This window comes from Rhodobacter sp. Har01 (assembly GCF_020564565.1).
Taxonomy (GTDB): domain Bacteria; phylum Pseudomonadota; class Alphaproteobacteria; order Rhodobacterales; family Rhodobacteraceae; genus Pseudogemmobacter.
In genome coordinates this window covers 194,938-217,151 of record NZ_JAJCTD010000004.1, presented here as the reverse complement: position 1 = coordinate 217,151, position 22,214 = coordinate 194,938, and the positions used below count along the sequence as shown (strand labels likewise).

The 22,214-nt window shown below is 69.5% G+C and carries 22 protein-coding genes and 1 tRNA gene; 17 read left to right on the top strand and 6 right to left on the bottom strand.

What is annotated here, in order from left to right:
• Positions 1–7: 7 nt before the first annotated feature.
• The 3 genes from LHP98_RS11780 to LHP98_RS11770 form a co-directional block, all read right to left on the bottom strand.
• Positions 8–1,834 carry a M3 family oligoendopeptidase gene (locus LHP98_RS11780; RefSeq protein WP_227252729.1) on the bottom strand — a complete coding sequence of 609 codons (1,827 nt, stop codon included), beginning with the start codon at positions 1,832–1,834 and terminating at the stop codon, positions 8–10.
• A gap of 83 nt (positions 1,835–1,917) precedes the next feature.
• Entirely contained in the window at positions 1,918–3,549 is a 1,632-nt protein-coding gene (locus LHP98_RS11775) for an ATP-dependent DNA ligase (RefSeq protein WP_227252728.1), read from the bottom strand.
• The gene (locus LHP98_RS11770) at positions 3,546–4,550 is read right to left on the bottom strand and encodes a ligase-associated DNA damage response exonuclease (RefSeq protein WP_227252727.1); all 1,005 of its coding nucleotides are present in this window, start codon (positions 4,548–4,550) and stop codon (positions 3,546–3,548) included. The genes LHP98_RS11775 and LHP98_RS11770 overlap by 4 nt, the downstream gene beginning before the upstream one ends.
• Before the next feature lie 405 nt (positions 4,551–4,955).
• On the opposite strand from LHP98_RS11770, the gene LHP98_RS11765 reads away from it, so the two are divergent.
• From LHP98_RS11765 to LHP98_RS11755, 3 genes are all read left to right on the top strand, one after another.
• Positions 4,956–5,429 carry a hypothetical protein gene (locus LHP98_RS11765; protein WP_227252726.1) on the top strand — a complete coding sequence of 158 codons (474 nt, stop codon included), beginning with the start codon at positions 4,956–4,958 and terminating at the stop codon, positions 5,427–5,429.
• Positions 5,417–5,734 carry a hypothetical protein gene (locus LHP98_RS11760; protein ID WP_227252725.1) on the top strand — a complete coding sequence of 106 codons (318 nt, stop codon included), beginning with the start codon at positions 5,417–5,419 and terminating at the stop codon, positions 5,732–5,734. Before LHP98_RS11765 ends, LHP98_RS11760 begins: the two co-directional genes overlap by 13 nt.
• A gap of 273 nt (positions 5,735–6,007) precedes the next feature.
• Entirely contained in the window at positions 6,008–6,463 is a 456-nt protein-coding gene (locus LHP98_RS11755) for an MmcB family DNA repair protein (RefSeq protein WP_227252724.1), read from the top strand.
• 33 nt (positions 6,464–6,496) lie between these two features.
• On the opposite strand, the gene LHP98_RS11750 is transcribed toward LHP98_RS11755, so the two are convergent.
• Positions 6,497–6,706 (bottom strand): DUF6324 family protein, encoded by a 210-nt coding sequence (locus LHP98_RS11750; protein ID WP_227252723.1) that lies wholly within the window; start codon positions 6,704–6,706, stop codon positions 6,497–6,499.
• An 80-nt stretch (positions 6,707–6,786) separates the two neighbouring features.
• Here LHP98_RS11750 and LHP98_RS19600 point away from each other — a divergent pair, with 80 nt between their 5' ends.
• The 4 genes from LHP98_RS19600 (at position 6,787) to LHP98_RS11725 (ending at position 11,859) form a co-directional block, all read left to right on the top strand.
• Positions 6,787–7,683: a helix-turn-helix domain-containing GNAT family N-acetyltransferase gene (locus LHP98_RS19600; RefSeq protein WP_319638945.1), complete on the top strand. Its 897-nt coding sequence runs from the start codon at positions 6,787–6,789 to the stop codon at positions 7,681–7,683.
• A 42-nt stretch (positions 7,684–7,725) separates the two neighbouring features.
• A tRNA-His gene (locus LHP98_RS11735) sits at positions 7,726–7,802 on the top strand.
• 123 nt (positions 7,803–7,925) lie between these two features.
• Complete coding sequence (locus LHP98_RS11730) at positions 7,926–9,521, top strand: T6SS phospholipase effector Tle1-like catalytic domain-containing protein (protein WP_227252722.1); 1,596 nt, start codon at positions 7,926–7,928, stop codon at positions 9,519–9,521.
• Positions 9,522–9,564: 43 nt separating this feature from the next.
• Positions 9,565–11,859 (top strand): Tex family protein, encoded by a 2,295-nt coding sequence (locus LHP98_RS11725; RefSeq protein ID WP_319638944.1) that lies wholly within the window; start codon positions 9,565–9,567, stop codon positions 11,857–11,859.
• Positions 11,860–11,971: 112 nt separating this feature from the next.
• Here LHP98_RS11725 and LHP98_RS11720 read toward each other — a convergent pair whose 3' ends face one another.
• Both LHP98_RS11720 and tldD read right to left on the bottom strand, forming a co-directional pair.
• The gene (locus tag LHP98_RS11720; RefSeq protein WP_227252721.1) at positions 11,972–12,388 is read right to left on the bottom strand and encodes a hypothetical protein; all 417 of its coding nucleotides are present in this window, start codon (positions 12,386–12,388) and stop codon (positions 11,972–11,974) included.
• Positions 12,385–13,809: a metalloprotease TldD gene (tldD, locus tag LHP98_RS11715; RefSeq protein ID WP_227252720.1), complete on the bottom strand. Its 1,425-nt coding sequence runs from the start codon at positions 13,807–13,809 to the stop codon at positions 12,385–12,387. Before tldD ends, LHP98_RS11720 begins: the two co-directional genes overlap by 4 nt.
• Positions 13,810–14,168: 359 nt before the next feature.
• Here tldD and coxB point away from each other — a divergent pair, with 359 nt between their 5' ends.
• From coxB to LHP98_RS11665, 10 genes are read left to right on the top strand one after another with little or no spacing between them, the layout of a single operon-like run.
• Positions 14,169–15,083, top strand: a complete 915-nt coding sequence (coxB, locus tag LHP98_RS11710; protein ID WP_227252719.1) for a cytochrome c oxidase subunit II — start codon at positions 14,169–14,171, stop codon at positions 15,081–15,083.
• 52 nt (positions 15,084–15,135) lie between these two features.
• Complete coding sequence (gene cyoE, locus LHP98_RS11705) at positions 15,136–16,077, top strand: heme o synthase (protein WP_227252718.1); 942 nt, start codon at positions 15,136–15,138, stop codon at positions 16,075–16,077.
• A gap of 1 nt (position 16,078) precedes the next feature.
• Positions 16,079–16,279 (top strand): hypothetical protein, encoded by a 201-nt coding sequence (locus LHP98_RS11700; RefSeq protein WP_227252717.1) that lies wholly within the window; start codon positions 16,079–16,081, stop codon positions 16,277–16,279.
• On the top strand, positions 16,279–16,839 hold the full coding sequence (locus LHP98_RS11695) for a cytochrome c oxidase assembly protein (protein WP_413687708.1): 561 nt from the start codon (positions 16,279–16,281) through the stop codon (positions 16,837–16,839). The genes LHP98_RS11700 and LHP98_RS11695 overlap by 1 nt, the downstream gene beginning before the upstream one ends.
• 24 nt (positions 16,840–16,863) lie before the next feature.
• The gene (locus LHP98_RS11690; RefSeq protein WP_227252716.1) at positions 16,864–17,703 is read left to right on the top strand and encodes a cytochrome c oxidase subunit 3; all 840 of its coding nucleotides are present in this window, start codon (positions 16,864–16,866) and stop codon (positions 17,701–17,703) included.
• A 37-nt stretch (positions 17,704–17,740) separates the two neighbouring features.
• On the top strand, positions 17,741–18,406 hold the full coding sequence (locus tag LHP98_RS11685; protein WP_227252715.1) for an SURF1 family protein: 666 nt from the start codon (positions 17,741–17,743) through the stop codon (positions 18,404–18,406).
• An 11-nt stretch (positions 18,407–18,417) separates the two neighbouring features.
• A complete protein-coding gene (gene thrC / locus LHP98_RS11680) occupies positions 18,418–19,806 on the top strand; it encodes a threonine synthase (protein ID WP_227252714.1) in 1,389 nt (462 codons plus the stop codon).
• Positions 19,803–21,062 (top strand): M16 family metallopeptidase, encoded by a 1,260-nt coding sequence (locus LHP98_RS11675; RefSeq protein ID WP_227252713.1) that lies wholly within the window; start codon positions 19,803–19,805, stop codon positions 21,060–21,062. Before thrC ends, LHP98_RS11675 begins: the two co-directional genes overlap by 4 nt.
• On the top strand, positions 21,062–21,652 hold the full coding sequence (locus LHP98_RS11670; protein WP_227252938.1) for a GNAT family N-acetyltransferase: 591 nt from the start codon (positions 21,062–21,064) through the stop codon (positions 21,650–21,652). The genes LHP98_RS11675 and LHP98_RS11670 overlap by 1 nt, the downstream gene beginning before the upstream one ends.
• A complete protein-coding gene (locus LHP98_RS11665) occupies positions 21,649–22,203 on the top strand; it encodes a DUF1697 domain-containing protein (protein WP_227252712.1) in 555 nt (184 codons plus the stop codon). The genes LHP98_RS11670 and LHP98_RS11665 overlap by 4 nt, the downstream gene beginning before the upstream one ends.
• Positions 22,204–22,214 lie beyond the last annotated feature (11 nt).

Here is a 22,214-nt window from a genome sequence, read left to right as displayed (position 1 = left end):
GGTCCCTCTACGCCTCCAGCGCCTCAAGCTCGTCGATGAAGCCGGCAATCATCGACAGGCCCTTGTCCCAGAACGCCGGGTCGCTGAGGTCCAGCCCGAAGGGCGCCAGCAGGTCCTTGTGGTGCTTGGACCCGCCGGCTTTCAGCATCTCGAAATACTTCGCCTGGAAATCCGGTAGCCCGCCCTCGTAGGCGGCATACAGCGCGTTCACCAGCCCGTCGCCGAAGGCATAGGCATAGACGTAGAACGGCGAATGCACGAAATGCGGGATATAGGCCCAGAAGGTTTCATACCCGTCCATGAATTCGAACGCGTCGCCAAGGCTTTGCGCCTGGATGCTCATCCACAGCGCGTTGATGTCGTCGGGGGTCAGTTCTCCTTCGGCCCGCGCCGCGTGCAGCTTGCATTCGAAGTCGTAGAAGGCGATCTGGCGGACGACCGTGTTGATCATGTCCTCGACCTTGCCGGCCAGCAGGGTCTTTTTCTCGGCCGGGGTCCTGGCGGCCTCCAGCAGCTTGCGGAAGGTCAGCATCTCGCCAAAGACGCTTGCCGTCTCGGCCAGGGTCAAGGGCGTGGCCGACAGCAACTCGCCTTGCCCCGCTGCCAGCACTTGATGCACGCCATGGCCCAGTTCATGCGCCAGCGTCATCACATCGCGCGGCTTGCCCAGGTAGTTCAGCATTACATAGGGATGCACCGTGGTCACCGTCGGATGCGCGAACGCACCCGGAGCCTTGCCGGGCTTGACCCCCGCATCAATCCAGCCCTTCTTGAAGAACGGCGCCGCCAGATCGGCCATTTCCGGCGCGAAGGCAGCATAGGCCTCGGTCACCGTCCGCTCGGCCGTGGCCCAGTCCACTGTCTTCGGCGTCTCGATCGGCAAGGGCGCATTGCGGTCCCAGACCTGCAGCTTGTCCAGCCCCATCCACTTGGCCTTCAGCCGGTAATAGCGGTGCGACAGCTTGGGGTAGGCCGCCACCACGGCATTGCGCAGCGCCTCGACCACCTCGGGCTCGACATGGTTCGCCAGGTGCCGGCCATATTGCGGGGTGGGCATCTTGCGCCAGCGGTCGTGGATTTCCTTTTCCTTGGCCAAGGTGTTGTGAACCCGCGCGAACAGCTTGATGTTGCGCTCGAACACCGCCGCCAGCGCCCGCGCCGCGGCCTCGCGCCGCGACCGCAGCGGGTCGGTCAGCAGGTTCAGCGTGGCCTCAAGGCTCAGCTCCTCCTCCTCGCCCTCGACGGCGAACATCAGCCCTGCCATGGTCTCGTCGAACAGCTTGTTCCAGGCGCTGGCACCGACCACGCTTTCGTCGTGCAGAAAGCGCTCCAACTCGTCCGAAAGCTGGTGCGGCCGCATCGCCCGCAGCCGGTCGAACACCGGCTTGTAGCGCGCAAGGTCGGCATTCGCGGCCAGCAGACCCGCCAGATGCCCGTCGTCCAGCCGGTTGAACTCCAGGCTCCAGAACACCAGCGCCGTGGTGGCATCGGTCACCCGGCCCTCGGCATCGGCCATGAACTTGGCCCGCTCGCTGTCCATGGTGTTCTGGTAATAGCGCAGGCCCGCGTAGGACATGATCCGCCCGGCGGTGATGTCGATCCGCTCATAATCCTGCACCGCCTTCAGCAGCCCGGCCGCATCCAGCCCGGCCAGCTTGCCTTGGTAGGCCGCCGCAAAATCGGCGCAGGCCTTCTCCAGCCAGGCCATGTCGGCGGAGAACTCCGGCGCGTCGGGGGCCTTGTAAAGATCGGTCAGATCCCATTCGGGCAAGGACCCAAACCCCCCGCCGGTGGCATTCGCATCGAAGACAGGGCGGGGCAGGGGCAGGGTCATCGTGGCAATCCTTTGTTCCGGCACTTGCCCCATCTAGGGGCGACAGGGGGCGGGCCGCAACCCTTCGCCCCTTTCATCTGTCCTCAAATATCCCGCGGGGGTCCGGGGGCGCGAAGCCCCCGGTCTGCCGCCAGCAGCCCGCGCAGCGCCTCCAGCGTGTCGATCTCGGCCACCGGCTTGTCGCGCCGCCACCGCAGCATGCGCGGAAACCGCAGGGCAATGCCGCTCTTGTGGCGCGGGCTGGCCTGGATGCCCTCGAAGGCGATCTCGAACACCAGGTCCGGCGGCACCCGGCGCACCGGGCCGAAACGCTCCAGCGTGTGGCGCTGGACCCAGGCGGTGATCTCGGCGAATTCGGCGTCGGTCAGGCCGGAATAGGCCTTGGCCACCGGCACCAGCGCCTCGCCGTCGCGCACCGCAAAGGTGAAATCGGTGAAAAGGCCGGCCCGCCGCCCGTGCCCGGCCTGGGCATAAAGCATGACCGCGTCGATGCTGTAGGGGTCCAGCTTCCACTTCCACCAGTCCCCCCGCTTGCGCCCGCCCAGGTAAGGACTGGCCGCTCGCTTCAGCATCAGCCCCTCGGTGCCGCCCTCCCGCGCCGTCTGGCGGCGGACGGCAAGTGCATCCCAGTCATAAAAAGTAACCAGAGGCGAGGCGGCCAGCGGCAGGCCCGGCGGCAGCCCGGCCAGCAGTGTGTCCAGCGCCTCCCGGCGGGCTGCAAAGGGCTGTGCGCGCAGGTCTTCGCCGCCCGCTTCCAGCAGATCATAGGCCAGGAACTGCGCCGGGGCCTCGCGCAGCAGCGCCTTCGGCACGGTCTTGCGGCCGATCCGTCTTTGCAGGGCCGCAAAGGGCAGCGGGCGGCCGGACGCCCTGTCCCAGGCCAGAACCTCGCCGTCCATGACGGTGCCTTCGGGCAGATGGTCCCGCAGCGGCGCGAATTCCGGGAAGCGGTCGGTGATCAGTTCCTCGCCCCGGCTCCATAGGGCAAAGGCGCCGGGCCGGGCGACGATCTGCCCGCGAATGCCATCCCATTTCCATTCCGCCCGCCAGTCGACGGGGTCGCCCAGCGTTGCGGCCGCCGCCTCCAGCGGCGAGGCCAGCGCAAAGGGATAGGGTCGGCTGCCCGCCCCGGTTTCCAGGGCCGAGACCAGCGCCCCGAAGGCCGTCTGCGCCGGGTTCCAGTCGCCCATCAGCGCGTGGGCAAGGTCGGCCTCGGCCCGCCCGGTCGCCTGCGCCAGTGCCCGGGTCATCAGGCCCTGCGAAACGCCCATGCGAAAGCCGCCGGTCAGCAGCTTGGTCGCCAGGAACCGCTCGGCCGGCGGCAGGCTTGCCCAAAGCGCCAGGATTGCCGCCCGCCGCGCCTCGGCCGGCTGTCCGGTCAGGGCGATCAGGCGGCGGATGACGGCATCCAGCCCGGTCAGGCCGGCGATGTCCGCAGAGGACGGAAGGATCAGCGCGATGGTCTCGGCCAGGTCGCCGACGACGGCATGGCTTTCCTCGAACAGCCACGGGGACAGCCCCGCCGCCTCGGCGGCCCAGGTCCGCAGCTCGGTTGCGGTGGCGGCGCGGCGCGGGCGGCGGCCGGACAGCAGCGCGATGGTCCAGACCTTGTCTGCGTCAGGGGCGGTGCGGAAGTAGTCGGCCAGCGCAGCGGTCTTGCCGGCCGTCGAGGTGGTTGCGTCCAGCACGGCGAACAGGGTGGCAAAGGCCTTCATGCTCCGTCTCCCGGCGTGTCGTCGCCGGTGAACTCGGTCTGCAGGGTATCGGCCTGCAGGCCCAGGTCGCAAAGGTGGCGGGCGAAGGGAACGGTGTATCCGTGGGTGGCGCGGATGCGAGGCGCGCCAGTGGCCTTGACCGCGGTCAGCAGGCCGTCCCAGTCGGCGTGGTCCGACAGGGCAAAGCCGGTGCCCAGGCCGCGGCGGCGGCGGATGCCGCGGACGGCCATCCAGCCCGAGGCCATGGCCTCCTCGGCCGGCTCGAAGCGGCGCGCCCAGGGGGTGGCCAGCGCCGAGGGCGGCGCCAGGACCAGCGCGCCGGGGTGGGTCTTTGCCGTGATCTCGGGGGTGACGCGGGTGGTGGCGGGCAGCGGGTAGCCCTGGGCGCGGAGGATCTGGTTGATCTCCTCGACCGCGCCGTGGGTCAGGATGGGCCCCAGCGGAGGCAGCGCCGCCAGCAACCGCTGGGCCTTGCCAAAGCTGTAGGCGGCCAGCAGCGAGGTTTTCCCGGCCCTGGCATTCGCGGCCCACCATGCGGCGACGTCGGCGATCACCATCGGCTGCGGGCGCCAGCGAAACACCGGCAGGCCAAAGGTGCATTCGGTGATGAAGGCGTGGCAGGGGACGGGGGCGAAGGGTTCGGCCAGGCCGTCGGCCTCGGTCTTGTAGTCGCCCGAGACGACCCAGACCTCGCCGCGGTGTTCCACCCGGACCTGGGCCGAACCGGGGACGTGGCCGGCCGGGTGGAACGAGACGGTGACCGGGCCGATGGCAAGCGGCTGGCCGTAGGGCAGCGACTCGGCGGTGATCGGCCCAAGGCGGTGGCGGATCACCGGCAGGGCCTGCGGGGTGGTGAGGTAGGCCGCATGGCCGGGGCGGGCATGGTCGCTGTGGCCATGTGTCACCAGGGCACGGGCGACCGGGCGCCAGGGGTCGATGTGGAACCCCCCGGCGGGGCAGAACAGGCCTTGGGGCGTAAGGGTAAGCAGGTCCGGCGCCATGGCTGGGAAGCTAGCATGGGGCGGGGGTCGCGCAAGGGATTGCGCGGGGGCCATCCCAAGACACCAGGCAGGTCACAGGGAATCAACGGGTTGCGGCCCTGCCCGCGGAACGGTCAGCCGCCCGGATCTGAAATGGCCCGGCCGGCTGGGCAACCGCCCGGATGCCATTCCTGCCGGCCCTGGCGGCAGGGCGGGCTGCCGGCTGTCGCAATCGCAAGCCGGCGGTGTTCGCGTCCTGAAGGATTGCCGGCGGCCAGGCCGGCATGGGCGGCGTCACCGGCTGGCAAGCGCAAAGCCCTCCGGCTTGTGCCCGTTCCCCGTGGGAAAGCCAGGAAGCAAGCCCAGCCGACCCTGGCCCTGTGCCTGGCCGCCCGTTCCGCCGCGGCGAAGGGGCCGCGCAAGCGGGTGGCGATCCTGACGGCGGCAGAACCGCAGACCCGGCAGGTGGCGATGATCCTGACCATGAATGCCATCGGCAAGGGGGCCGAAGCGCATATCCTGCTGCGCGGCCCGGCTGCCGACATCGCGCTGAAGGAGGCTCCGGCCAGCGCCACCACCACCACAGGCCAGCCGCCCAAGGACGGCAGCCCGCAGGGCCTGCTGCAGACGATGATCGCGAAGAACGGCATCAAGGCCCGGGACTGCGCCATCTGCCTGCCCGACAGGGGCGCCGGCTTCGAGCTGCTGACCGACGCGGTTGCCCCCGGCCTCGCCCGCGGCCATGGCCGGGGAACGGATCGATGCCGACACCACGGTGATCAGCTTCTGATCCGTCCCGGCCCGCAGCCTGGAATTCTTCCAGATTGGGGCTTCACAGCCTGCGTCTTGCGCCCTAGCTTGGAAGCAGTCCATTGGAGGTTTTCGTCGTGCCCCAGCTGATCCGCCTGTATATCCAGTCTGTCGCCATCGGCTTTGCGCTTGCGGCGGTCTTCGCCGGGGTGATGGTCTGGCAGGATGTCATGGGGGTCGGGCGGCTGATCCTGGGGTCTGACATGGGGCTGGTGGCACTGGCCATGCTGGTGGTGTTCAACGGGATCATCTTCGCCGGGGTGCAGTTCGGCCTTCGGGTGATGCTGATGGCCGAGGACGACAGCGGCCCGAAAGGCGGGCTGCGCCAGCACGCCATTCCCGCTCCGGTGCGCGTGGCCGCCCCGGCGCCGAAGGCCGGGCAGCGCCGCCGCTGATCCGTCCTGTCCGGAAAGGGTGGCGGGCCCGCAGCAGCCGTGGGACGTCTTGGTTTTCCCGAGAGCCAGAGGTCTCAGGTGGGCGCCAGATACCGGGGCCAGAACCCCGGCAGAGCCAGCCCCCGTTCGCTTGCTTATCGGCCACTGGAAAATTGACCCCTGCACGCGAAGAGCAGCACCCGCCACCTGCAGATGTAGGGGGTCGCTCCGCCTGCCGCAAGGCGCCTGACAGCGGGACTGGACAGATGTTCACGTTTGGTTCATGAATTGGCAATGGATCAGGCAACCGACATCCTTCCTGCGCTGCCCGGGCAGCGACTCCAGCGCGGCGTGGCGCGGGGCTTGCGCGCTCTGGGATTTGCCTGCGTGGAAGAGATGGCTCTGGCGACGGGCCTGCGGGCGGACCTGCTGGCGCTGGGTCCGAAGGGCGAATTGTGGGTCGTCGAATGCAAGTCCTGCCGCGAGGATTTCCGCGCCGACCGCAAGTGGCAGGGCTACCTGGAGTTCTGCGACCGCTTCTTCTGGGCGGTGGATGCCGATTTCCCCTCGGACCTGTTGCCCGAGGCGACGGGTCTGATCCTTGCCGATGCCTATGATGCCGAAATCCTGCGGATGGCACCAGAGACGCCGCTGGCGGCGGCAAGGCGGAAGGCAATGACCCAGGCCTTTGCCCGCCAGGCGGCGCTGCGGTTGCAGGCGCTGCGCGATCCGATGGCCGCCGGCGTCTGAGCCGGGCGAATTCCGCGCGGAAATCTTTTCGTCCTAGCGCCGGTGCGCCTTGCCCTCGGCGACGGCGCGCGCGGCTTCGGCGGCGGCGCGCAGTTCCTCGGCGATGTCCTCGGCTTCCTCGGGATCAAAGTCCAGCGGCAGTTCGATGCCGCCCTCGGCCTCGACATAGATCCGCACCATGCCCGCGTCGGTCGGCCCGATCTGCAGGTTCGCGGCGATGTCGCTGGTCGAGTTGATGCCCATGCGCCTTGGCTAGCGCAGGGGGGCGGCGCTGTCCAGAGGGCGATGCTTGACTTGGTCAAGCGCCGGCGCAGGATGCGGCCATGGATGCCATCGACCGGATTCGCGAGTTCAACCGCTTCTACACCCGGGCTCTTGGCCTGGTCGGGCGGACCTGTCTGCCGTCGGGGCGCAGTCTGGCCGAGGTGCGGCTGATCCACGAGATCGGGGCGGCGGCGCCGCTGACGGCGCGGGCGCTGGCGCTGGGCCTGGGACTCGACGAGGCGCAACTGTCGCGCATGCTGGCGCGGCTGATGCGTGAAGGCGTGGTGGTGCGGCACGCGGACGCGGCCGACGGCCGGCGGCATTTGCTCAGCCTCAGCCCGGCGGGCCGGGCGCTGCTGGACGGGCTCGACGCGCAGTCGCGGGCGGCGATTGCGGCGCTGATCCCCCAGCCCGCACGGCAAGCGGCGCTGGCCGGGGCGCTGGATGCGGCGCGGCGGGTGCTGGAGCCGTCGGGTGCGGCGGCGGTGATCCGCCCGCTGGGGCCGGGCGATGCCGGCTGGATCATCGGCACGCACGGCGCGCTCTATGCGCGCGACGAAGGCTATGACCAGCGCTTCGAGGCCCTGGTCGCGCGCCTCCTGGCCGGGTTTCTGGACCGCGACGACAGGGCGCGCGAATGTGCCTGGATCGCGGAAAGCGCGGGCCAGCGGCTGGGCACGATATCCTGCATGCAAGAAGCGGACGCGGTGGCAAGATTGCGGCTGTTCATCCTGCTGCCGGAAGCCCGCGGCCTGGGCCTGGGCCAGCGGCTGCACGACACCTGCCTTGCCTTCGCGCGGGGGGCGGGCTACCGCCGCATGGTCCTTTGGACCCACGAAAGCCACCGCGCGGCTTGCGCTCTTTACGCCAGGAACGGCTGGCGGCTTGTCCGCTCGCGCCCGGCCGAGGCCTATGGCCAGAAGGTCGTGGATCAGGATTGGGAAATCATGCTCTGAGGCTTGCATCGTGCCGGCCTTGGCGCTATGTGCCCGCGAAGTGCCGCCTTAGCTCAGTTGGTTAGAGCACCAGATTGTGGATCTGGGGGTCCCCCGTTCGAGCCGGGGAGGCGGTACCATCCCCGACAGCCCCAGACAGCCCCCAACAGCGCGTTTTTGCCCGCCGTACGCGGATTTCGCGGATTTTTACCTGCCTTTGCGGCCGGCCCGGTGGCACACTGCAACCACAACGGGAGAGTGCGATGGAACGGGATCACGGACCAGAGACTTCGGGCACACAGATGGGGCCGGTGGCGGGCCGGCGGATCGTCGTCTTTGCCGATGGCACCGGCAGCGCCTTCCGGCAGCAGGAATCCAACGTCTGGCGGCTGTACAGCCTGCTGCTGAAGCACCCCGGCGATTCGGACTGGCCGCAGATCGCGCGCTACATCCCGGGGGTAGGCACCTCGTCGGTGGCGCTGATCCGCATGTTGGACGGGGCAACGGGCTTCGGCGTGCCGGCCAACGTGCGCAAGCTGTACCGGTTCCTGTGCTGGAACTGGCGGCCGGGCGACGAGATCTTCCTGTTCGGGTTTTCCCGCGGCTCGTTCACGGTGCGGACGCTGGCGGGAATGCTGCGCTTTCAGGGTCTGATGCCCCGAGAGATTGACGGCCGTACGGTCAGCGAGGCCGAGATGGCGCGCAACAGCATGGGCGCCTGGTATGCCTATCGCGCGGCGACGGCGCCGCTGATGCAGGACGGAAGGCTGGCGATGCTGCCGCATATCGCGGCGGGGCGGTGGCTGCGCGACCGGCTGATCGCGGCGAAGCGGCGGTCCCTGGGGCAGCGGACGCATGACGAGGTGGTGGCCGCGATGCCAGAGGAGCGGCAGGCGGGCGCGGTGCGGGTGCGCTACATGGGGGTCTTCGACACCGTCGAGGCCTACGGCTTTCCGTTCGAGTTCCTGCGCGTGGTCTGGAGCTGGGCGATCTGGCCGATCACCTTCCGCAACACGCAATGCGCCGGCATCGTCGACCGCGCCGACCATCCGCTGTCGCTGGACGACGAGCGGCTGACCTTCCACCCGCTGCGCTTTGACCAGTCGCACGCCGGCACCCCCGAGGCGCCGACGGTGATCCGCGAGCCGTGGTTCGCGGGGGCGCATTCCGACGTGGGCGGCGGCTATCCCGACGACGCGGTGGCGATGGATGCGCTGGACTGGATCGCCAGCGCCGCGCGCGACGAGGGCCTGGAATGGGACGAGCCCGAGTTGCAGCGGCTGGTGGCCAGCGGCTATCCGCAGGCGCTGATCAACGATTCGCGGGGCGGCTTCAAGGTCGGCTACCGCTACGACCCGCGCCCCAAGGCAGGCGGGCCGCAGCACGGCGGCACGCCGGTGCTGGATGCCTCGGTGCTGGAGAAGATGCGGATCGGCGCCGAGGGCTATGCGCCGCTGTTCCTGCCCGAGGGGTTCCGGGTCTGCAGCCATCCGGGCGGCTGGGACGCGGCGGCGCCGACCGACCTGGTCCGTGATCCGGCCGAGGAGGCGGCGGTGGCGCAGCTGGTGCAGCGGCGGCGGCTGGGCAACCGGGCGCTGATGCTGCTGGCGCTGGTGGCGGCGTTGTGGCCGGTGGCGGCGGCGCTGGTCGAGGCCGGGCCGGGGGCGGCGGCCAGTCGGCTGCTGTGGCTGGCGGGGCAGGCGCTGACGCTGGACGTCTGGGCGCTGCTGCAGGCCTACCTGCCGTTCTGGAAGCCTCTCCTTGCCCTGGGCGTGGTGGCGGCGGTGCTGTGGGTCGATGGCGAGGCGACGCGCGGGCGCATCCGCGACACGGCCTTGAGGGTCTGGCGCCGGCCGTGATCGCGGCTATGGTCGGCGGTCCCAAGCCTGCAGGAGATTCGCCATGTCGCTGGCCCGCATCCCCCAGATCATCGCCGCCGAGATTGGTGCCAATCCGTCGCAGGTGACGGCGGCGGTCGCGCTGCTGGACGGCGGCGCCACGGTGCCCTTCATCGCGCGCTACCGGAAGGAGGCGACCGGGGGCCTGGACGACACCCAGTTGCGCAAGCTCGAGGAACGTCTGGGCTACCTGCGAGAGCTTGAGGCGCGCCGCGCGGCGATTGCCGAATCGGTCAGCGGGCAAGGCAAGATGACCGACGCGCTGGCGCTGTCCATCGCCAAGGCCGAGACCAAGGCCGAACTGGAAGACATCTACCTGCCCTACAAGCCCAAGCGCCGAACCAAGGCGATGATCGCCCGCGAGGCGGGGTTGCAGGCACTGGTCGACGCCATCCTGGCCGACCGGGCGGCCGACCCGGCTTCGTTGGCGGCAGGCTTCCTGTCCGAAGGCTTCCCCGACCCCAAGGCCGCCCTCGAAGGCGCGCGCGACATCCTGGCCGAGGGGCTGGCCGAGGATGCGGCCCTGCTGGGCCGCCTGCGCGACCACATGCGCAAGGTGGGCCGGCTGTCGGCCAAGGTGGTCGAAGGAAAGGAACAGGCGGGGGCCAAGTTCTCGGACTACTTCGCGCATTCCGAACCCTTCGCCGGGGCGCCGTCGCACCGGGTGCTGGCCATGCTGCGCGGCCGCAACGAGGAAATCCTGTCGCTCGACCTTGAGGTCGACCCCGACGCCCCGCGCGGCGAAAGCCCGGCCGAGCGGGCTTGTGGCGCGGTGCTGGCGGCGGGCGGCGGCGGTGCGGGGGACCGCTGGCTGCGCGACGCGGCGGCCTGGGCCTGGCGGGTGAAGCTGAAGACCAGCCTCACGCTGGACCTGATGGCCGAGCTGCGCGAGGCCGCCGAGGCCGAGGCGATCCGGGTTTTCGCGCGCAACCTCAAGGACTTGCTGCTGGCGGCGCCGGCCGGGGGCAAGGCCACGATGGGCCTTGATCCCGGCATCCGGACGGGGGTCAAGGTGGCGGTGGTGGATGCCACCGGCAAGGTGCTGGCGACCGACACGGTCTATCCGTTCCAGCCCAAGAACGACCTGCGGGGCGCGCAGGTGGCCATCGCCCGGCTGATCGGGCAGCACGGCGTGAAGCTGATCGCCATCGGCAACGGCACCGCCAGCCGCGAGACCGAGAAGATGGTGGCCGACCTGCTGGCGGTTCTGCCCGCGGGCGCGGAAAAGCCGGTCAAGGTGGTGGTCAGCGAGGCCGGGGCCTCGGTCTACTCTGCCAGCGAACTGGCGGCGCGCGAGTTCCCCGATCTGGACGTCAGCTTGCGCGGCGCGGTCAGCATCGCGCGGCGCCTGCAGGATCCCCTCGCCGAACTGGTGAAGATCGAGCCGAAAAGCATCGGCGTCGGCCAGTATCAGCACGATGTCGATCAGCACCGCCTGGCGAAATCGCTGGATGCGGTGGTTGAGGATGCGGTGAACGCCGTGGGCGTGGACCTCAACACCGCCTCCGCGCCCTTGCTGGCGCGGGTCTCGGGGGTGGGGCCGGGGCTGGCCGAGGCCATCGTGGCGCATCGCGATGCCAACGGTCCCTTCGCCACCCGGCGCGACTTGCTCAAGGTCTCGCGGCTGGGGCCGAAGGCGTTCGAACAGGCGGCGGGGTTCCTGCGCATCTCGGGCGGCAAGGAACCGCTGGATGCGTCGTCCGTGCACCCCGAGGCCTATGACCTGGCGCGCAAGATCGTCGCGGCCTGCGGGCGCGACATCCGGGCGCTGATGGGTGACGGCGCGGCGCTCAAGGTGCTGGACCCGCGCCGCTTTGTCGATGACCGCTTCGGGCTGCCCACCGTCAAGGACATCCTTGCCGAACTGGAAAAACCGGGCCGCGACCCGCGCCCCAGCTTCCGGACGGCGACCTTCACCGATGGCATCAACGACCTCTCGGACCTGCGGCCGGGGATGCTGCTGGAAGGCACGGTGACCAACGTCGCGGCCTTCGGCGCCTTTGTCGATGTCGGCGTGCATCAGGACGGGCTGGTGCATGTCAGCCAGCTGGCCGACCGTTTCGTGAAGGACCCGCATGAGGTGGTCAAGGCCGGCGATGTGGTGCAGGTGCGGGTGGTCGAGGTGGACGCCGCGCGCAAGCGCATCGGCCTGACCCTGCGCAAGGACGGCGGCGCCTCGGCGGCGCCGCGCGACGACCGCGCCAAGCCGCCGCCGCCGAAGGCGCGGATGGAGGCTGGGCCGGCCTCGGGCGGCGGCGGCGCCTTTGCCGATGCGCTGAAGGGCAAGTTCGGGCGGTAGCTTCCGCAAGAGGGGGGCGCTGCCCCCCGGCTTCGCCTCCCCCCGGGGTATTTCCGCCAAGATGAAGGCCACGGGGCCGTCAAGGCCCTGGCGAAGCGGGGCGGCCTCTGGGTCAGAAGGCCAGCGGGCGCAGCAGCGCCAGGGTGAAGCGGTGAAAGGTGGCCAGGACCGCGCCCAGGGGGGCGCCGAGGGGCTGGTCGATCAGGGCGCCTGCGGCGCCTCCGGCCGCGGCGCCGAGGAGGAGGGCCGGAAGGGCTCCGTATCGCCCGCGGCGCATCAGCCAGCCGGCGCCGCCGCCGATCACCGCCCAGACCGGCCAGGTGACCAACGGCGAAAGCGCAGCCAGGGTAGTGGTCGAGTGCCACGGCAGGAAGGCCTCGCCCAGACGCTCGGGGCCGGCCAGCAGCACGGCACCAAGGCCAAGCGCGCCCAGCACCGCCGGGGCCAGGCAGAAGCCGGCGCTGACGGCGGCAAGGGTCCTCCAGCCGGTCACGGCGAGGCCACCGGGGGCGGACGCGAGAAGGCTCATGCCGCCCGCTGCCCGCCGACCGTCAGGCCGCCGATCAAGAGCGTCGGCTGGCCCACCCCGACCGGCACCCATTGGCCGGCCTTGCCGCAGTTGCCAAGCCCCGGGTCCAGCTGCATGTCGTTGCCGATGGCGCGGATCTGGCGCAGCGCGGTGGCACCGTCGCCGATCAGCGTGGCGCCTTTCAGCGCCTCGCCCACCACGCCATTGCGCACCCGGTAGGCCTCGGTGCAGGAGAACACGAACTTGCCGTTGGTGATGTCCACCTGCCCGCCACCGAAGCCCGTGGCCCAGATGCCGTCCTTCAGGTCGGCCACAATGCCGGCAGGGTCGTCCGGGCCGGCCAGCATGTAGGTGTTGGTCATCCGCGGCATCGGGATATGGGCATAGCTTTCGCGGCGGCCGTTGCCGGTGGGCGCCACGCCCATCAGCCGGGCATTCTGGCGGTCCTGCATGAAGCCCACAAGGATGCCGTCCTCGATCAGCACATTGCGGCCCGAGGGCGTGCCTTCGTCGTCGATGGTCAGGCTGCCGCGGCGGTCGGGAAGGGTGCCGTCGTCCAGCACCGTCACCCCCGGCGCGGCAATGCGCTGCCCCATCAGCCCGGCAAAGGCCGAGGTGCCCTTGCGGTTGAAGTCGCCTTCCAACCCGTGGCCAATGGCCTCGTGCAGCAGGATGCCGGGCCAGCCGGGACCAAGCACCACGTCCAGAACCCCGGCCGGGGCGGGTTCGGCGCCCAGGTTCACCCGGGCGATGCGCAGCGCCTCGTCCACCATCGGCTTCCAGCGGGCGGGGTCCAGCAGCCCCGCCAGACCGTGCCGCCCGCCGCCGCCACAGGTGCCGCTCTCGCGCCGGCCGTTTTCCTCGACGATCACCGAGACGTTCAGCCGGGCCATCGGGCGGGTGTCGGAAAGCCTTGTGCCTTCGGGGCGAAGGATCTCGACCTCTTGCAGCGAGGCGGCAAGCGAGGCGCTGACCTGCACCACGCGGCGGTCTGCGGCCCGGGCATAGGCGTCGATGTCCTTCAGCACGTCCAGCTTGCCCGCGAAGGGGGCATCGTCCATCGGATCGGCGCTGCCGTAGAGGCGCCGGTTGGTGCCGGGCGGCGGGGGCGCCAGCACGCCGCCGCCGTCGCCCACTGCCAGCCGGGTGGTCTCGGCCGCCCGGCGCAGCGCGGTTTCGCTGATCTCGGTGGAATGGGCGTAGCCCGCCACCTCGCCCTTGACCGCGCGCAGGCCGAAGCCTTCCGAGGCATCGTATGAGGCATTGCGGATGCGACCGTCGTCCAGCACCAGGCTTTCGCCGCGGTTGCGCTCGAGGAACAGCTCGCCATCCTCGGCCCCCGCGGTGGCGGCCCGCAGCGTGGCCAGTGCCGCGGCTTCGTCGAGGCGGGTCTCGAACGGGCGGAAGGGGGCGTCGGTCATCGGCGGGGCCTTTCGCGGCTGCGGCATCCGGGAAACCTAGGGCGACCTCCGGAAGGCCGCAAGCGGCGCTAAAAGATTTGGTGCAGATACAGGGTTCTTGCGGTAAGGAAGGCGAAGCCCTTGCCATGGCGAAAGCCCCGCCGATTCAGGAATCGCAGTCGGGACGGATGCGCCGTTTCGGGCGCATGGAAAAGTCGTTGACCCAGATCAAATCGTAAGTCGTAGAAGCAGGTTTTTCTTGTCGGCCCAGCGGCGATGTGGTTTGAACGAAGCTGAAACGACCGGACCCCTCGTCCCTGCCTTGGCCGAAGCGTCCGGAACAAGCGGCAGCAATCCGCGTTTCAGATCGGGAAGAACACATGCGCGCGTTGACGACATTGAAGCAAGCAGCGCTGGCCGCGACGGCCGCGCTCTGGTCGGGAACGGCCTTTGCGCAGACGCTTGAGGTGATCGGCCAGCCGGTGGCGGGCAAGCTGGGCTTTCAGCCGGCCTCGTCTTCGATCGCGGTCGAGCAGCAGTGGCTGGATGCGATGATCCTGTGGATCATCGGCGCCACCGTGGTCTTCGTCACCGCGCTGCTCTTGTATGTGATCCTGCGCTACAACAGCCGGGCGAACCCCACTCCGAAGGCGTTCACCCACAACGCGCCGCTGGAAGTCGCCTGGACGGTGATCCCGGTCATCATCCTGATCTTCATCGGCTTCTTCTCGCTGCCGGCACTGTTCAACCAGCAGGAATTTCCCAAGGGCGACGTGGTGATCAAGGTCACCGGCAGCCAGTGGTACTGGAGCTACGAATACCCGAACGAGGGCATCGAAAGCTTTGACAGCTACATGATCGGCGGGCTGAACCTGGGCGGCGATGCCCGGATGACCCCGGCGGTCAAGGCCGAACTTGAGGCGGCCGGCTACGGGCCGCAGCATTTCCTGCTGGCGACCGACACGGCGATGGTGGTGCCGGTGGGCAAGACGGTGGTGCTGCAGGTGACTGCGGTGGACGTGATCCATTCCTGGAAGATCCCGGCCTTCGGGGTGATGCAGGACGCGGTGCCGGGCCGGATTGCGCTGGTCTGGTTCAAGGCCGATGCGGAAGGCGTCTACTTCGGCCAGTGCAGCGAATTGTGCGGCAAGGACCACGCCTACATGCCGATCACCGTCAAGGTGGTCTCCGAGGCCGCCTATGCCGCCTGGGTCGCGCAGGCCAAGACCGGCGACGTGGTGCTGGCAGCGGCGCCGCGCGCAGAAGCGCCGGTCGAAGTCGCGGCGAACGAGTGACGCAGACCGCGCGCCCGGACCCGGGCGCAGGGTCGTGGCGGGGAGGAGCAGGATGAGCGACATCGGGGCATTCGAGGCCAGGGCCGCCGCGCCGGAAGCGGGTTTCGGCGACTATGTGCAGCTGTTGAAGCCGCGGGTGATGTCGCTGGTGGTGTTCACCGCCCTGGTGGGGCTGCTGGTGGCTCCGGTCAGCCTGCACCCGGTCGAGGTGGTCGCGGCGATCCTGTTCATCGCGCTGGGCGCGGGCGCCAGCGGTGCCTTGAACATGTGGTGGGATGCCGACATCGACGCCAGAATGCGGCGCACCCGCAACCGGCCGGTGCCCGCGGGCCGGGTCCAGCCGGGCGAGGCGCTGGGTATCGGCCTGGCGCTGTCGGGGATCAGCGTGGTCATGCTGGGGCTGGCGACGAACCTGGCGGCGGCGGGTCTGCTGGCCTTTACCATCTTCTTCTACGCCGTGGTCTATTCGATCTGGCTCAAGCGCAGCACACCGCAGAACATCGTGATCGGCGGCGCGGCCGGGGCGTTTCCGCCGATGATCGGCTGGGTGGCGGCGACCGGCAGCGTCTCGGTCGAGGCCGGCCTGATGTTCGCGCTGATCTTCATGTGGACGCCACCGCATTTCTGGGCGCTGGCGCTGTTCATGAAGGAAGACTACCACGCCGCCGGCGTGCCCATGCTGACGGTGACGCACGGCCGCAAGGCGACGCGGGCGCATGTGCTGGCCTATACGCTGCTGCTGGTTCCGGTCTCGGTCTGGGCGGCGCTGACGCCGATCGGCGGGCCGCTGACGCTGGCGGTGGCGGCGGGGCTGAACCTGTGGTTCGTGCTGGGCGCCTGGCGCATCCGGCGCCGCGACGAGGCCGCGGCCGAGGCCGACAAGTATGCGGTGGAAAAGGCCTTCTTCCGGTTCTCGCTGTTGTATCTGTTCCTGCACTTCGGCGCCTTCCTGGCCGAGGCGGCGCTGAAACCCTATGGCCTGGGAGGCTGGTGACATGGCGCTGACGCCCACGCACGAACTGCACGCCCGCCGCTTTGGCCGCAACCTGGGCGTGGCGCTGTCGCTGGCGGCCTTCGTCGTGCTGGTCTTCGCGCTGACCCTGGTCAAGGTGCAGCGCGGCGACCCGATGCAGGGCTTCGACCACAGCCTCCGCCCAGAGATGCTGCCGGCCGCGGAACAGGGGTCGGGCGGTTGATGCGCGGGCCGCTCTCCACCCCGGGTCGGCAGGCGGCGGCGATGGCCGCAGGGGCCTCGGTTCTGGCCTTTGTCACGGTGGTGGCGATCCCGCCCTTCTACGACTGGTTCTGCAAGGTCACCGGCTACGGCGGCACCACCTCGGTTGCGGCGGCAGCGCCCGGCCCGGTGCTGGACCGGGTGATGACCGTGCGCTTCGACGCCTCGCGCGGCGAGGGGATGCCCTGGGAATTCCGCCCGGTGGTGCCCGAGATGGAAATCCGCATCGGCGAAACCGGGTTGGCCTTCTTCGAGGCCTGGAACCCGACCGACAAGCCGGTGGCGGGGCAGGCGACCTACAATGTCGCGCCCGACATGGTGGGGGGATACTTCACCAAGGTCGCCTGTTTCTGCTTCGAACTGCAGGTGCTGCAACCCGGCGAGCGGGTGCAGATGCCGGTCAGCTTCTACATCGACCCCGGCCTGGCCGATGACCCCGACGCGCAGGGCGTCGAGGCGATCACCTTGGGCTACACCTTCCATCTGGCCGACCTGCCCGCCGTGCAGGCCGCAACGAACTGAGACCAAAGGGAACCGGAGCCCGCCATGGCCCACGCCAAGAACCACGACTACCACGTGTTGCCGCCGTCGATCCTGCCCTTCGCGGGCGCGGTCGGGGCCTTCGTCATGCTGTTCGGCCTGGTGCTGATGATTTCGCCCAACGTCGGCGCGGACAGCCCGCTGAGCCAGCCCTTCATCTTTCTGATCGGGCTGGTGCTGGTGGCCTATGTGATGTTCGCCTGGTGGTCCGAGGTGGTGCACGAAGGCCAGGGCAGCGACCACACGCCGGTGGTGCGGCTGGGCCTGCGCTACGGCTTCATCCTGTTCATCATGTCGGAAGTGATGTTCTTCCTGGCCTGGTTCTGGACCTTCTTCAAGCACCGGATGTATCCGATGGGGCCGGAAAGCCCCTGGGTCGATGGCGTCTGGCCACCCGTGGTGGACGGGCTGGCGGTGCAGACCTTCGACCCCTGGCACCTGCCCTTGATCAACACCCTGGTGCTGTTGCTGTCGGGCTGTGCGGTGACCTGGGCGCACCACGCGCTGGTGCATGAAAACAACCGCCGCGACCTGATCACCGGGCTGGCGGTCGGCATCGTGCTGGGCGTCTGCTTCACCCTTCTGCAGGCCTACGAATACAGCCACGCCGCCTTCGGCTTCCGCGACAACATCTATGGCGCCTCGTTCTTCATGGCCACCGGCTTCCACGGCGCGCATGTCATCATCGGCACGATCTTCCTGACCGTCTGCCTGGTCCGCGCGATGCGCGGCCATTTCACCCCCGAACACCATGTGGGCTTCGAGACGGCGGCGTGGTACTGGCACTTCGTCGATGTGGTCTGGCTGTTCCTGTTCTGCGCCGTCTACGTCTGGGGCCAGGGCTGACTCTGCTGCGGCCCTGCGGGGTTGGGGGCCGCTCGCAATGCGCCAGGTGCTGTTCTTCCTGATCGTCGGGGTGCTGGGGGTCTCGGTCCTGTTGGCGCTGGGCTTTTGGCAATTGCGCCGGCTTGACTGGAAAGAGGCGATCATCGCCGAGGCCTCGGCGATGATGCAGGCCGCGCCGGTCGCGCTGCCCGCATCGCCGGACCCCAAGGCCGACAACTACCGCCCGGTTCAGGTGGCCGGGCGCTTCACCGGGCAAGAGGCGCATGTGCTGGCTTCGACCCTGTCGATGGGGCCGGGGTTCCGGGTGATCGCGGCGTTCGAGACGGCCGAAGGCCGCCGCATCCTGGTGGATCGCGGCTATGTCCCCGAAACCGCGCGGACCACCGACCGGCCCGGCCATCCGGCCGAGGTGACCGGCAACCTGGTCTGGCCCGACGACATGACCGCCTCGACCCCGCCCTACGATGCGGCACGGGCGATCTGGTTCAGCCGCGACCTGCCCGGCATCTCGGCGGCGCTGAAGACCGAACCGGTGCAACTGGTCGCGCGGTCTGACACGGGCGACGGCATCACCCCCCAGCCCGCCACCGCCGCCTTCCGCAACGACCACCTGCAATACGCCCTGACCTGGTTCGGGCTTGCGGCTGTCTGGTCCCTGATGACACTGGCGTTTCTGTGGCGTATCAGACGCCCAAAGGCTTGAGGGCGGAGAGCATGAATTACATCTCGACCCGGGGGCAGGCGCCTGCCCTGGGCTTCGGTGCGGCAATGATGACGGGGCTGGCGCGGGACGGGGGGTTGTATGTCCCCGAAACCGTGCCGGTGATGACAGCGGATGAGATCGCCGCGCTGGCGGGACTGCCCTATGAAGAGGTGGCCTTCCGGGTGATGCGGCCGTTCCTGGGCGGGTTCTTCGCCGATGACGAATTCCGCGGCCTGATCGCGGCGGCCTATCGCGGCTTTGACCACGCCGCCCGGGCGCCGATGGTTCAGCTTTCGGCTAACCATTTCCTTCTGGAGCTGTTCCACGGCCCGACGCTGGCGTTCAAGGATTTCGCCATGCAGATCATCGGCCAGATGATGCAGGCGGCGCTGGCGAAGTCGGGCGAGCGGATCACCATCGTGGGCGCCACCAGCGGCGACACCGGCAGCGCGGCGATCGAGGCGTTCCGCGGCCTTGCCAACGTGGATGTGTTCATCCTGTTCCCGCAGGGCCGGGTCAGCGACGTGCAGCGCCGGCAGATGACCACTCCGGTCGAGGCCAATGTGCATGCCCTGGCCATCGACGGCGATTTCGACGACGCGCAGGCGCGGCTGAAGGACATGTTCAACGACTTCGCCTTCCGTGATCGGGTGCGGCTGGCCGGGGTGAACAGCATCAACTGGGCCCGCGTGCTGGCGCAGGTGGTGTATTACTTCACCGCCGCCACCGCCCTGGGCGCGCCGCACCGCAGCGTCAGCTTCACCGTGCCCACGGGGAACTTCGGCGACGTCTTTGCAGGCTACATCGCGCGGCTGATGGGCCTGCCCATCGACCGTCTGGTGATCGCCACCAACCAGAACGACATCTTGCACCGGGCGATGACCACCGGCGAATACCGGACCGACGGCGTCAAGCCCTCGATCAGCCCGTCGATGGACATCCAGGTCAGCTCGAACTTCGAACGCGCGCTGTTCCTGGCCCTGGGCGGCGACGGCGCGGCGGTGACGGCGCTGATGGCGGGGCTGAAGCAGTCCGGCGGTTTCACCCTTCCCGCCCCGGCGCTGGCCGCCTTGCGGGCGGTGCTGGACTCGGGCCGCTGTTCGGAGGATGAGACCCGCGCCACCATCGCCCGCACCTTGGCGGCGACCGGCGAACTCCTCTGCCCGCATTCGGCCGTGGCGGTGAAGGTGGCCGAGGAACACCTCGGCGCCAGCCCGATGGTCACCCTTGCCACCGCGCACCCCGCTAAGTTCCCCGATGCGGTGCAGGCCGCCAGCGGCCTTCGCCCCGCGCTGCCGCCGCACATGGCCGGCCTGTTCGACCGGCCGGAACGGATGACCCTGGTCCCGAACGACCTGACCGCGCTTGAAACCCTGATCCTTGAAAGGACCGGGCTGTGACCCTGCAACTGCACACGCTTTCCAACGGCCTTCGCATCGTCACCGAAGACATGCCGCGGCTGAAATCGGCCTCGATCGGGCTGTGGGTCGGCGCCGGCGGGCGGCACGAAAGCCCCACCGAGAACGGCATCGCGCATTTCCTGGAACACATGGCCTTCAAGGGCACCGAACGGCGCAGCGCGCTGCAGATCGCCGAAGAGATCGAGGATGTCGGCGGCTACATCAACGCCTATACCAGCCGCGAGATGACCGCCTACTACGCCCGCTGCCTGTCGGCCGACGTGGCCCGGGCGCTGGACGTGATCAGCGACATCGTGCTGAACCCGCTGTTCACGCCCTCGGACATCGAGACCGAGCGCCACGTCATCCTGCAGGAAATCGGCCAGGCGGCCGATACGCCGGACGACATCATCTTCGACTGGCTGCACGAAACCACCTACCCCGGCCAGGCCTTCGGCCGCACCATCCTGGGGCCGGAAGAGCGGGTGTCGTCGTTCGGCGCCAGGGATTTCCGCGCCTTCGTGGGGCGGCACTACGGGCCGGACCGGATGATCCTGTCGGCCGCCGGCGGCATCGACCATGACGCGGTGGTGGCGCAGGCCGAGGCGATCTTCGGCCACCTGCCTCCGGTGGGCCAGGTCAGTACCGAGCCCGCCCGCTTCCTGACCGGCGAACGGCGCGAGGTGAAGGACCTGGAGCAGGCCCACTTCGCGCTGAACCTTGAGGCGCCGAATTACCGCGACCCGCTGGTCTATACCGCGCAGGTCTGGTCGATGGCGATGGGCGGCGGCATGTCCAGCCGGCTGTTCCAGAAGATCCGCGAGGACCGCGGCCTGTGCTACACGATCTATGCCCAGAGTGCCGCCTATGACGACACCGGCCATATCACCATCTACGCCGGCACCAGCGGCGAAGAGATCGGCGATCTGACCGACCTGACGGTGGCCGAGGTGAAACGCTCGGCCGACGACATGAGCGAGGCCGAGGTGAACCGGGCCAAGGCGCAGATCAAGGCCGGCATGCTGATGGGGCTGGAAAGCCCCTCGTCGCGGGCCGAACGCAACGCGCGGCTCTTGTCGATCTGGGGCCGGGTGCCCGACCTGGACGAGGCGGTGGCGCGGATCGACGCGGTCAGCCTGCAAGGCGTGCGCGACTGGGGTGGCCATGTGCTGGGCGCCGGTGCCGCACTGGCCGTCTATGGCCCGGTCGAACAGGCTCCGGGCGTGGAGGCAATCCGGGAGGCGCTGTCGGCGTGATGCTGGGGCTGCGGCGACGGGTCAGGATCGAGACCGAGCGCATGACCCTGCGGCTGCCCGCGCATGCCGACTGGCCCGCCTGGAGCAGCCTGCGCCAGGAGAGTTCGGCCTTCCTGATGCCGTGGGAGCCGGTCTGGAGCCACGACCACCTGTCGCGCAAGGCCTTCACCAACCGGGTCTACTGGGCGCAGCGGGCCGAAACCCAGGGCACTGCCTTGCCCTTGATGATGATCCGGCGCGACGATCAGGCGCTGTTGGGCGCGATCACGCTGGACAACGTCCGCCGTGGCCCCTCGCAGGCCGGCACGCTGGGCTATTGGGTGGGCCAGCGCCACGCCCGCCAGGGCTACATGCGCGAGGCGATTCTGGCGGTGGTTCACCACGCCTTCACCCGGCTGGACCTCAGCCGGATCGAGGCCGCCTGCCTGCCGGAAAACGCCGCCTCGCGCGGGGTGCTGGAAAAGACCGGCTTCAAGTATGAAGGCGTCGCGCAAAGCTACCTGCAGATCTCGGGCCGCTGGCGCAACCACGTGCTGTACGCCTGCCTGCGCGCCGACCGCCGCGGCCGCACCGAGGTGGGGCCGGCATGACCGGCGCGCCGCGGGCCGTGCTGCTGCGGGGCGTCAACGTCTCGGGCCGCAACCGGCTGCCGATGGCGCCGTTCCGCGCGCTGCTGGAGGGGCTGGGGCTGCGCCGCGTGGAAACCTTCATCCAGTCGGGCAATGCCGTCTTCGAGGGCGGGCCCCAGGATTCGGCACTGGGGCCGGCGATCCGGGGGGCGATCGAGGCGGGCTTCGGCTTCGCGCCCGAGGTGTTCCTGCGCCGCCTGCCCGACCTGGAGGCCGCGCTGGACCACCCCTTCGGGCCGGCGGCGGACCCGGCCCGGATCCACGCGGTCTTCCTGGCCGAAACGGCGCCAGCCTTCGACGAGGCCCGGCTTCAGGCCGTCCGCAAGGACGAGGCCTGGGTGCTGCGGCCGAGGCTGCTGCTGCTGCACACGCCCGGCGGGATGGGCACGTCGAAAGTGGCCGAAGCCTTGCCGCGGGCGCTGAAGGGGCCGCAGACGGCACGCAACCTGAAGACGGTGGCGGCGCTGGCGCTGCTGCTGCGCTCGCGCAGGCGTGAAGGGACGGGCGGCTGAGGCGGGCTATC

What these genes read in the sequence shown, in the direction of transcription:
- LHP98_RS11780 (WP_227252729.1), bottom strand. Translation starts at nt 1,834, where the DNA reads ATGACCCTGCCCCTGCCCCGCCCTGTCTTCGATGCGAATGCCACCGGC.
- LHP98_RS11775 (WP_227252728.1), bottom strand. Translation starts at nt 3,549, where the DNA reads ATGAAGGCCTTTGCCACCCTGTTCGCCGTGCTGGACGCAACCACCTCG.
- LHP98_RS11770 (WP_227252727.1), bottom strand. Translation starts at nt 4,550, where the DNA reads ATGGCGCCGGACCTGCTTACCCTTACGCCCCAAGGCCTGTTCTGCCCC.
- LHP98_RS11755 (WP_227252724.1), top strand. Translation starts at nt 6,008, where the DNA reads ATGGATCAGGCAACCGACATCCTTCCTGCGCTGCCCGGGCAGCGACTC.
- LHP98_RS11750 (WP_227252723.1), bottom strand. Translation starts at nt 6,706, where the DNA reads ATGGGCATCAACTCGACCAGCGACATCGCCGCGAACCTGCAGATCGGG.
- LHP98_RS19600 (WP_319638945.1), top strand. Translation starts at nt 6,787, where the DNA reads ATGGATGCCATCGACCGGATTCGCGAGTTCAACCGCTTCTACACCCGG.
- LHP98_RS11730 (WP_227252722.1), top strand. Translation starts at nt 7,926, where the DNA reads ATGGAACGGGATCACGGACCAGAGACTTCGGGCACACAGATGGGGCCG.
- LHP98_RS11725 (WP_319638944.1), top strand. Translation starts at nt 9,565, where the DNA reads ATGTCGCTGGCCCGCATCCCCCAGATCATCGCCGCCGAGATTGGTGCC.
- LHP98_RS11720 (WP_227252721.1), bottom strand. Translation starts at nt 12,388, where the DNA reads ATGAGCCTTCTCGCGTCCGCCCCCGGTGGCCTCGCCGTGACCGGCTGG.
- tldD (WP_227252720.1), bottom strand. Translation starts at nt 13,809, where the DNA reads ATGACCGACGCCCCCTTCCGCCCGTTCGAGACCCGCCTCGACGAAGCC.
- coxB (WP_227252719.1), top strand. Translation starts at nt 14,169, where the DNA reads ATGCGCGCGTTGACGACATTGAAGCAAGCAGCGCTGGCCGCGACGGCC.
- cyoE (WP_227252718.1), top strand. Translation starts at nt 15,136, where the DNA reads ATGAGCGACATCGGGGCATTCGAGGCCAGGGCCGCCGCGCCGGAAGCG.
- LHP98_RS11700 (WP_227252717.1), top strand. Translation starts at nt 16,079, where the DNA reads ATGGCGCTGACGCCCACGCACGAACTGCACGCCCGCCGCTTTGGCCGC.
- LHP98_RS11695 (WP_413687708.1), top strand. Translation starts at nt 16,279, where the DNA reads ATGCGCGGGCCGCTCTCCACCCCGGGTCGGCAGGCGGCGGCGATGGCC.
- LHP98_RS11690 (WP_227252716.1), top strand. Translation starts at nt 16,864, where the DNA reads ATGGCCCACGCCAAGAACCACGACTACCACGTGTTGCCGCCGTCGATC.
- LHP98_RS11685 (WP_227252715.1), top strand. Translation starts at nt 17,741, where the DNA reads ATGCGCCAGGTGCTGTTCTTCCTGATCGTCGGGGTGCTGGGGGTCTCG.
- thrC (WP_227252714.1), top strand. Translation starts at nt 18,418, where the DNA reads ATGAATTACATCTCGACCCGGGGGCAGGCGCCTGCCCTGGGCTTCGGT.
- LHP98_RS11670 (WP_227252938.1), top strand. Translation starts at nt 21,062, where the DNA reads ATGCTGGGGCTGCGGCGACGGGTCAGGATCGAGACCGAGCGCATGACC.
- LHP98_RS11665 (WP_227252712.1), top strand. Translation starts at nt 21,649, where the DNA reads ATGACCGGCGCGCCGCGGGCCGTGCTGCTGCGGGGCGTCAACGTCTCG.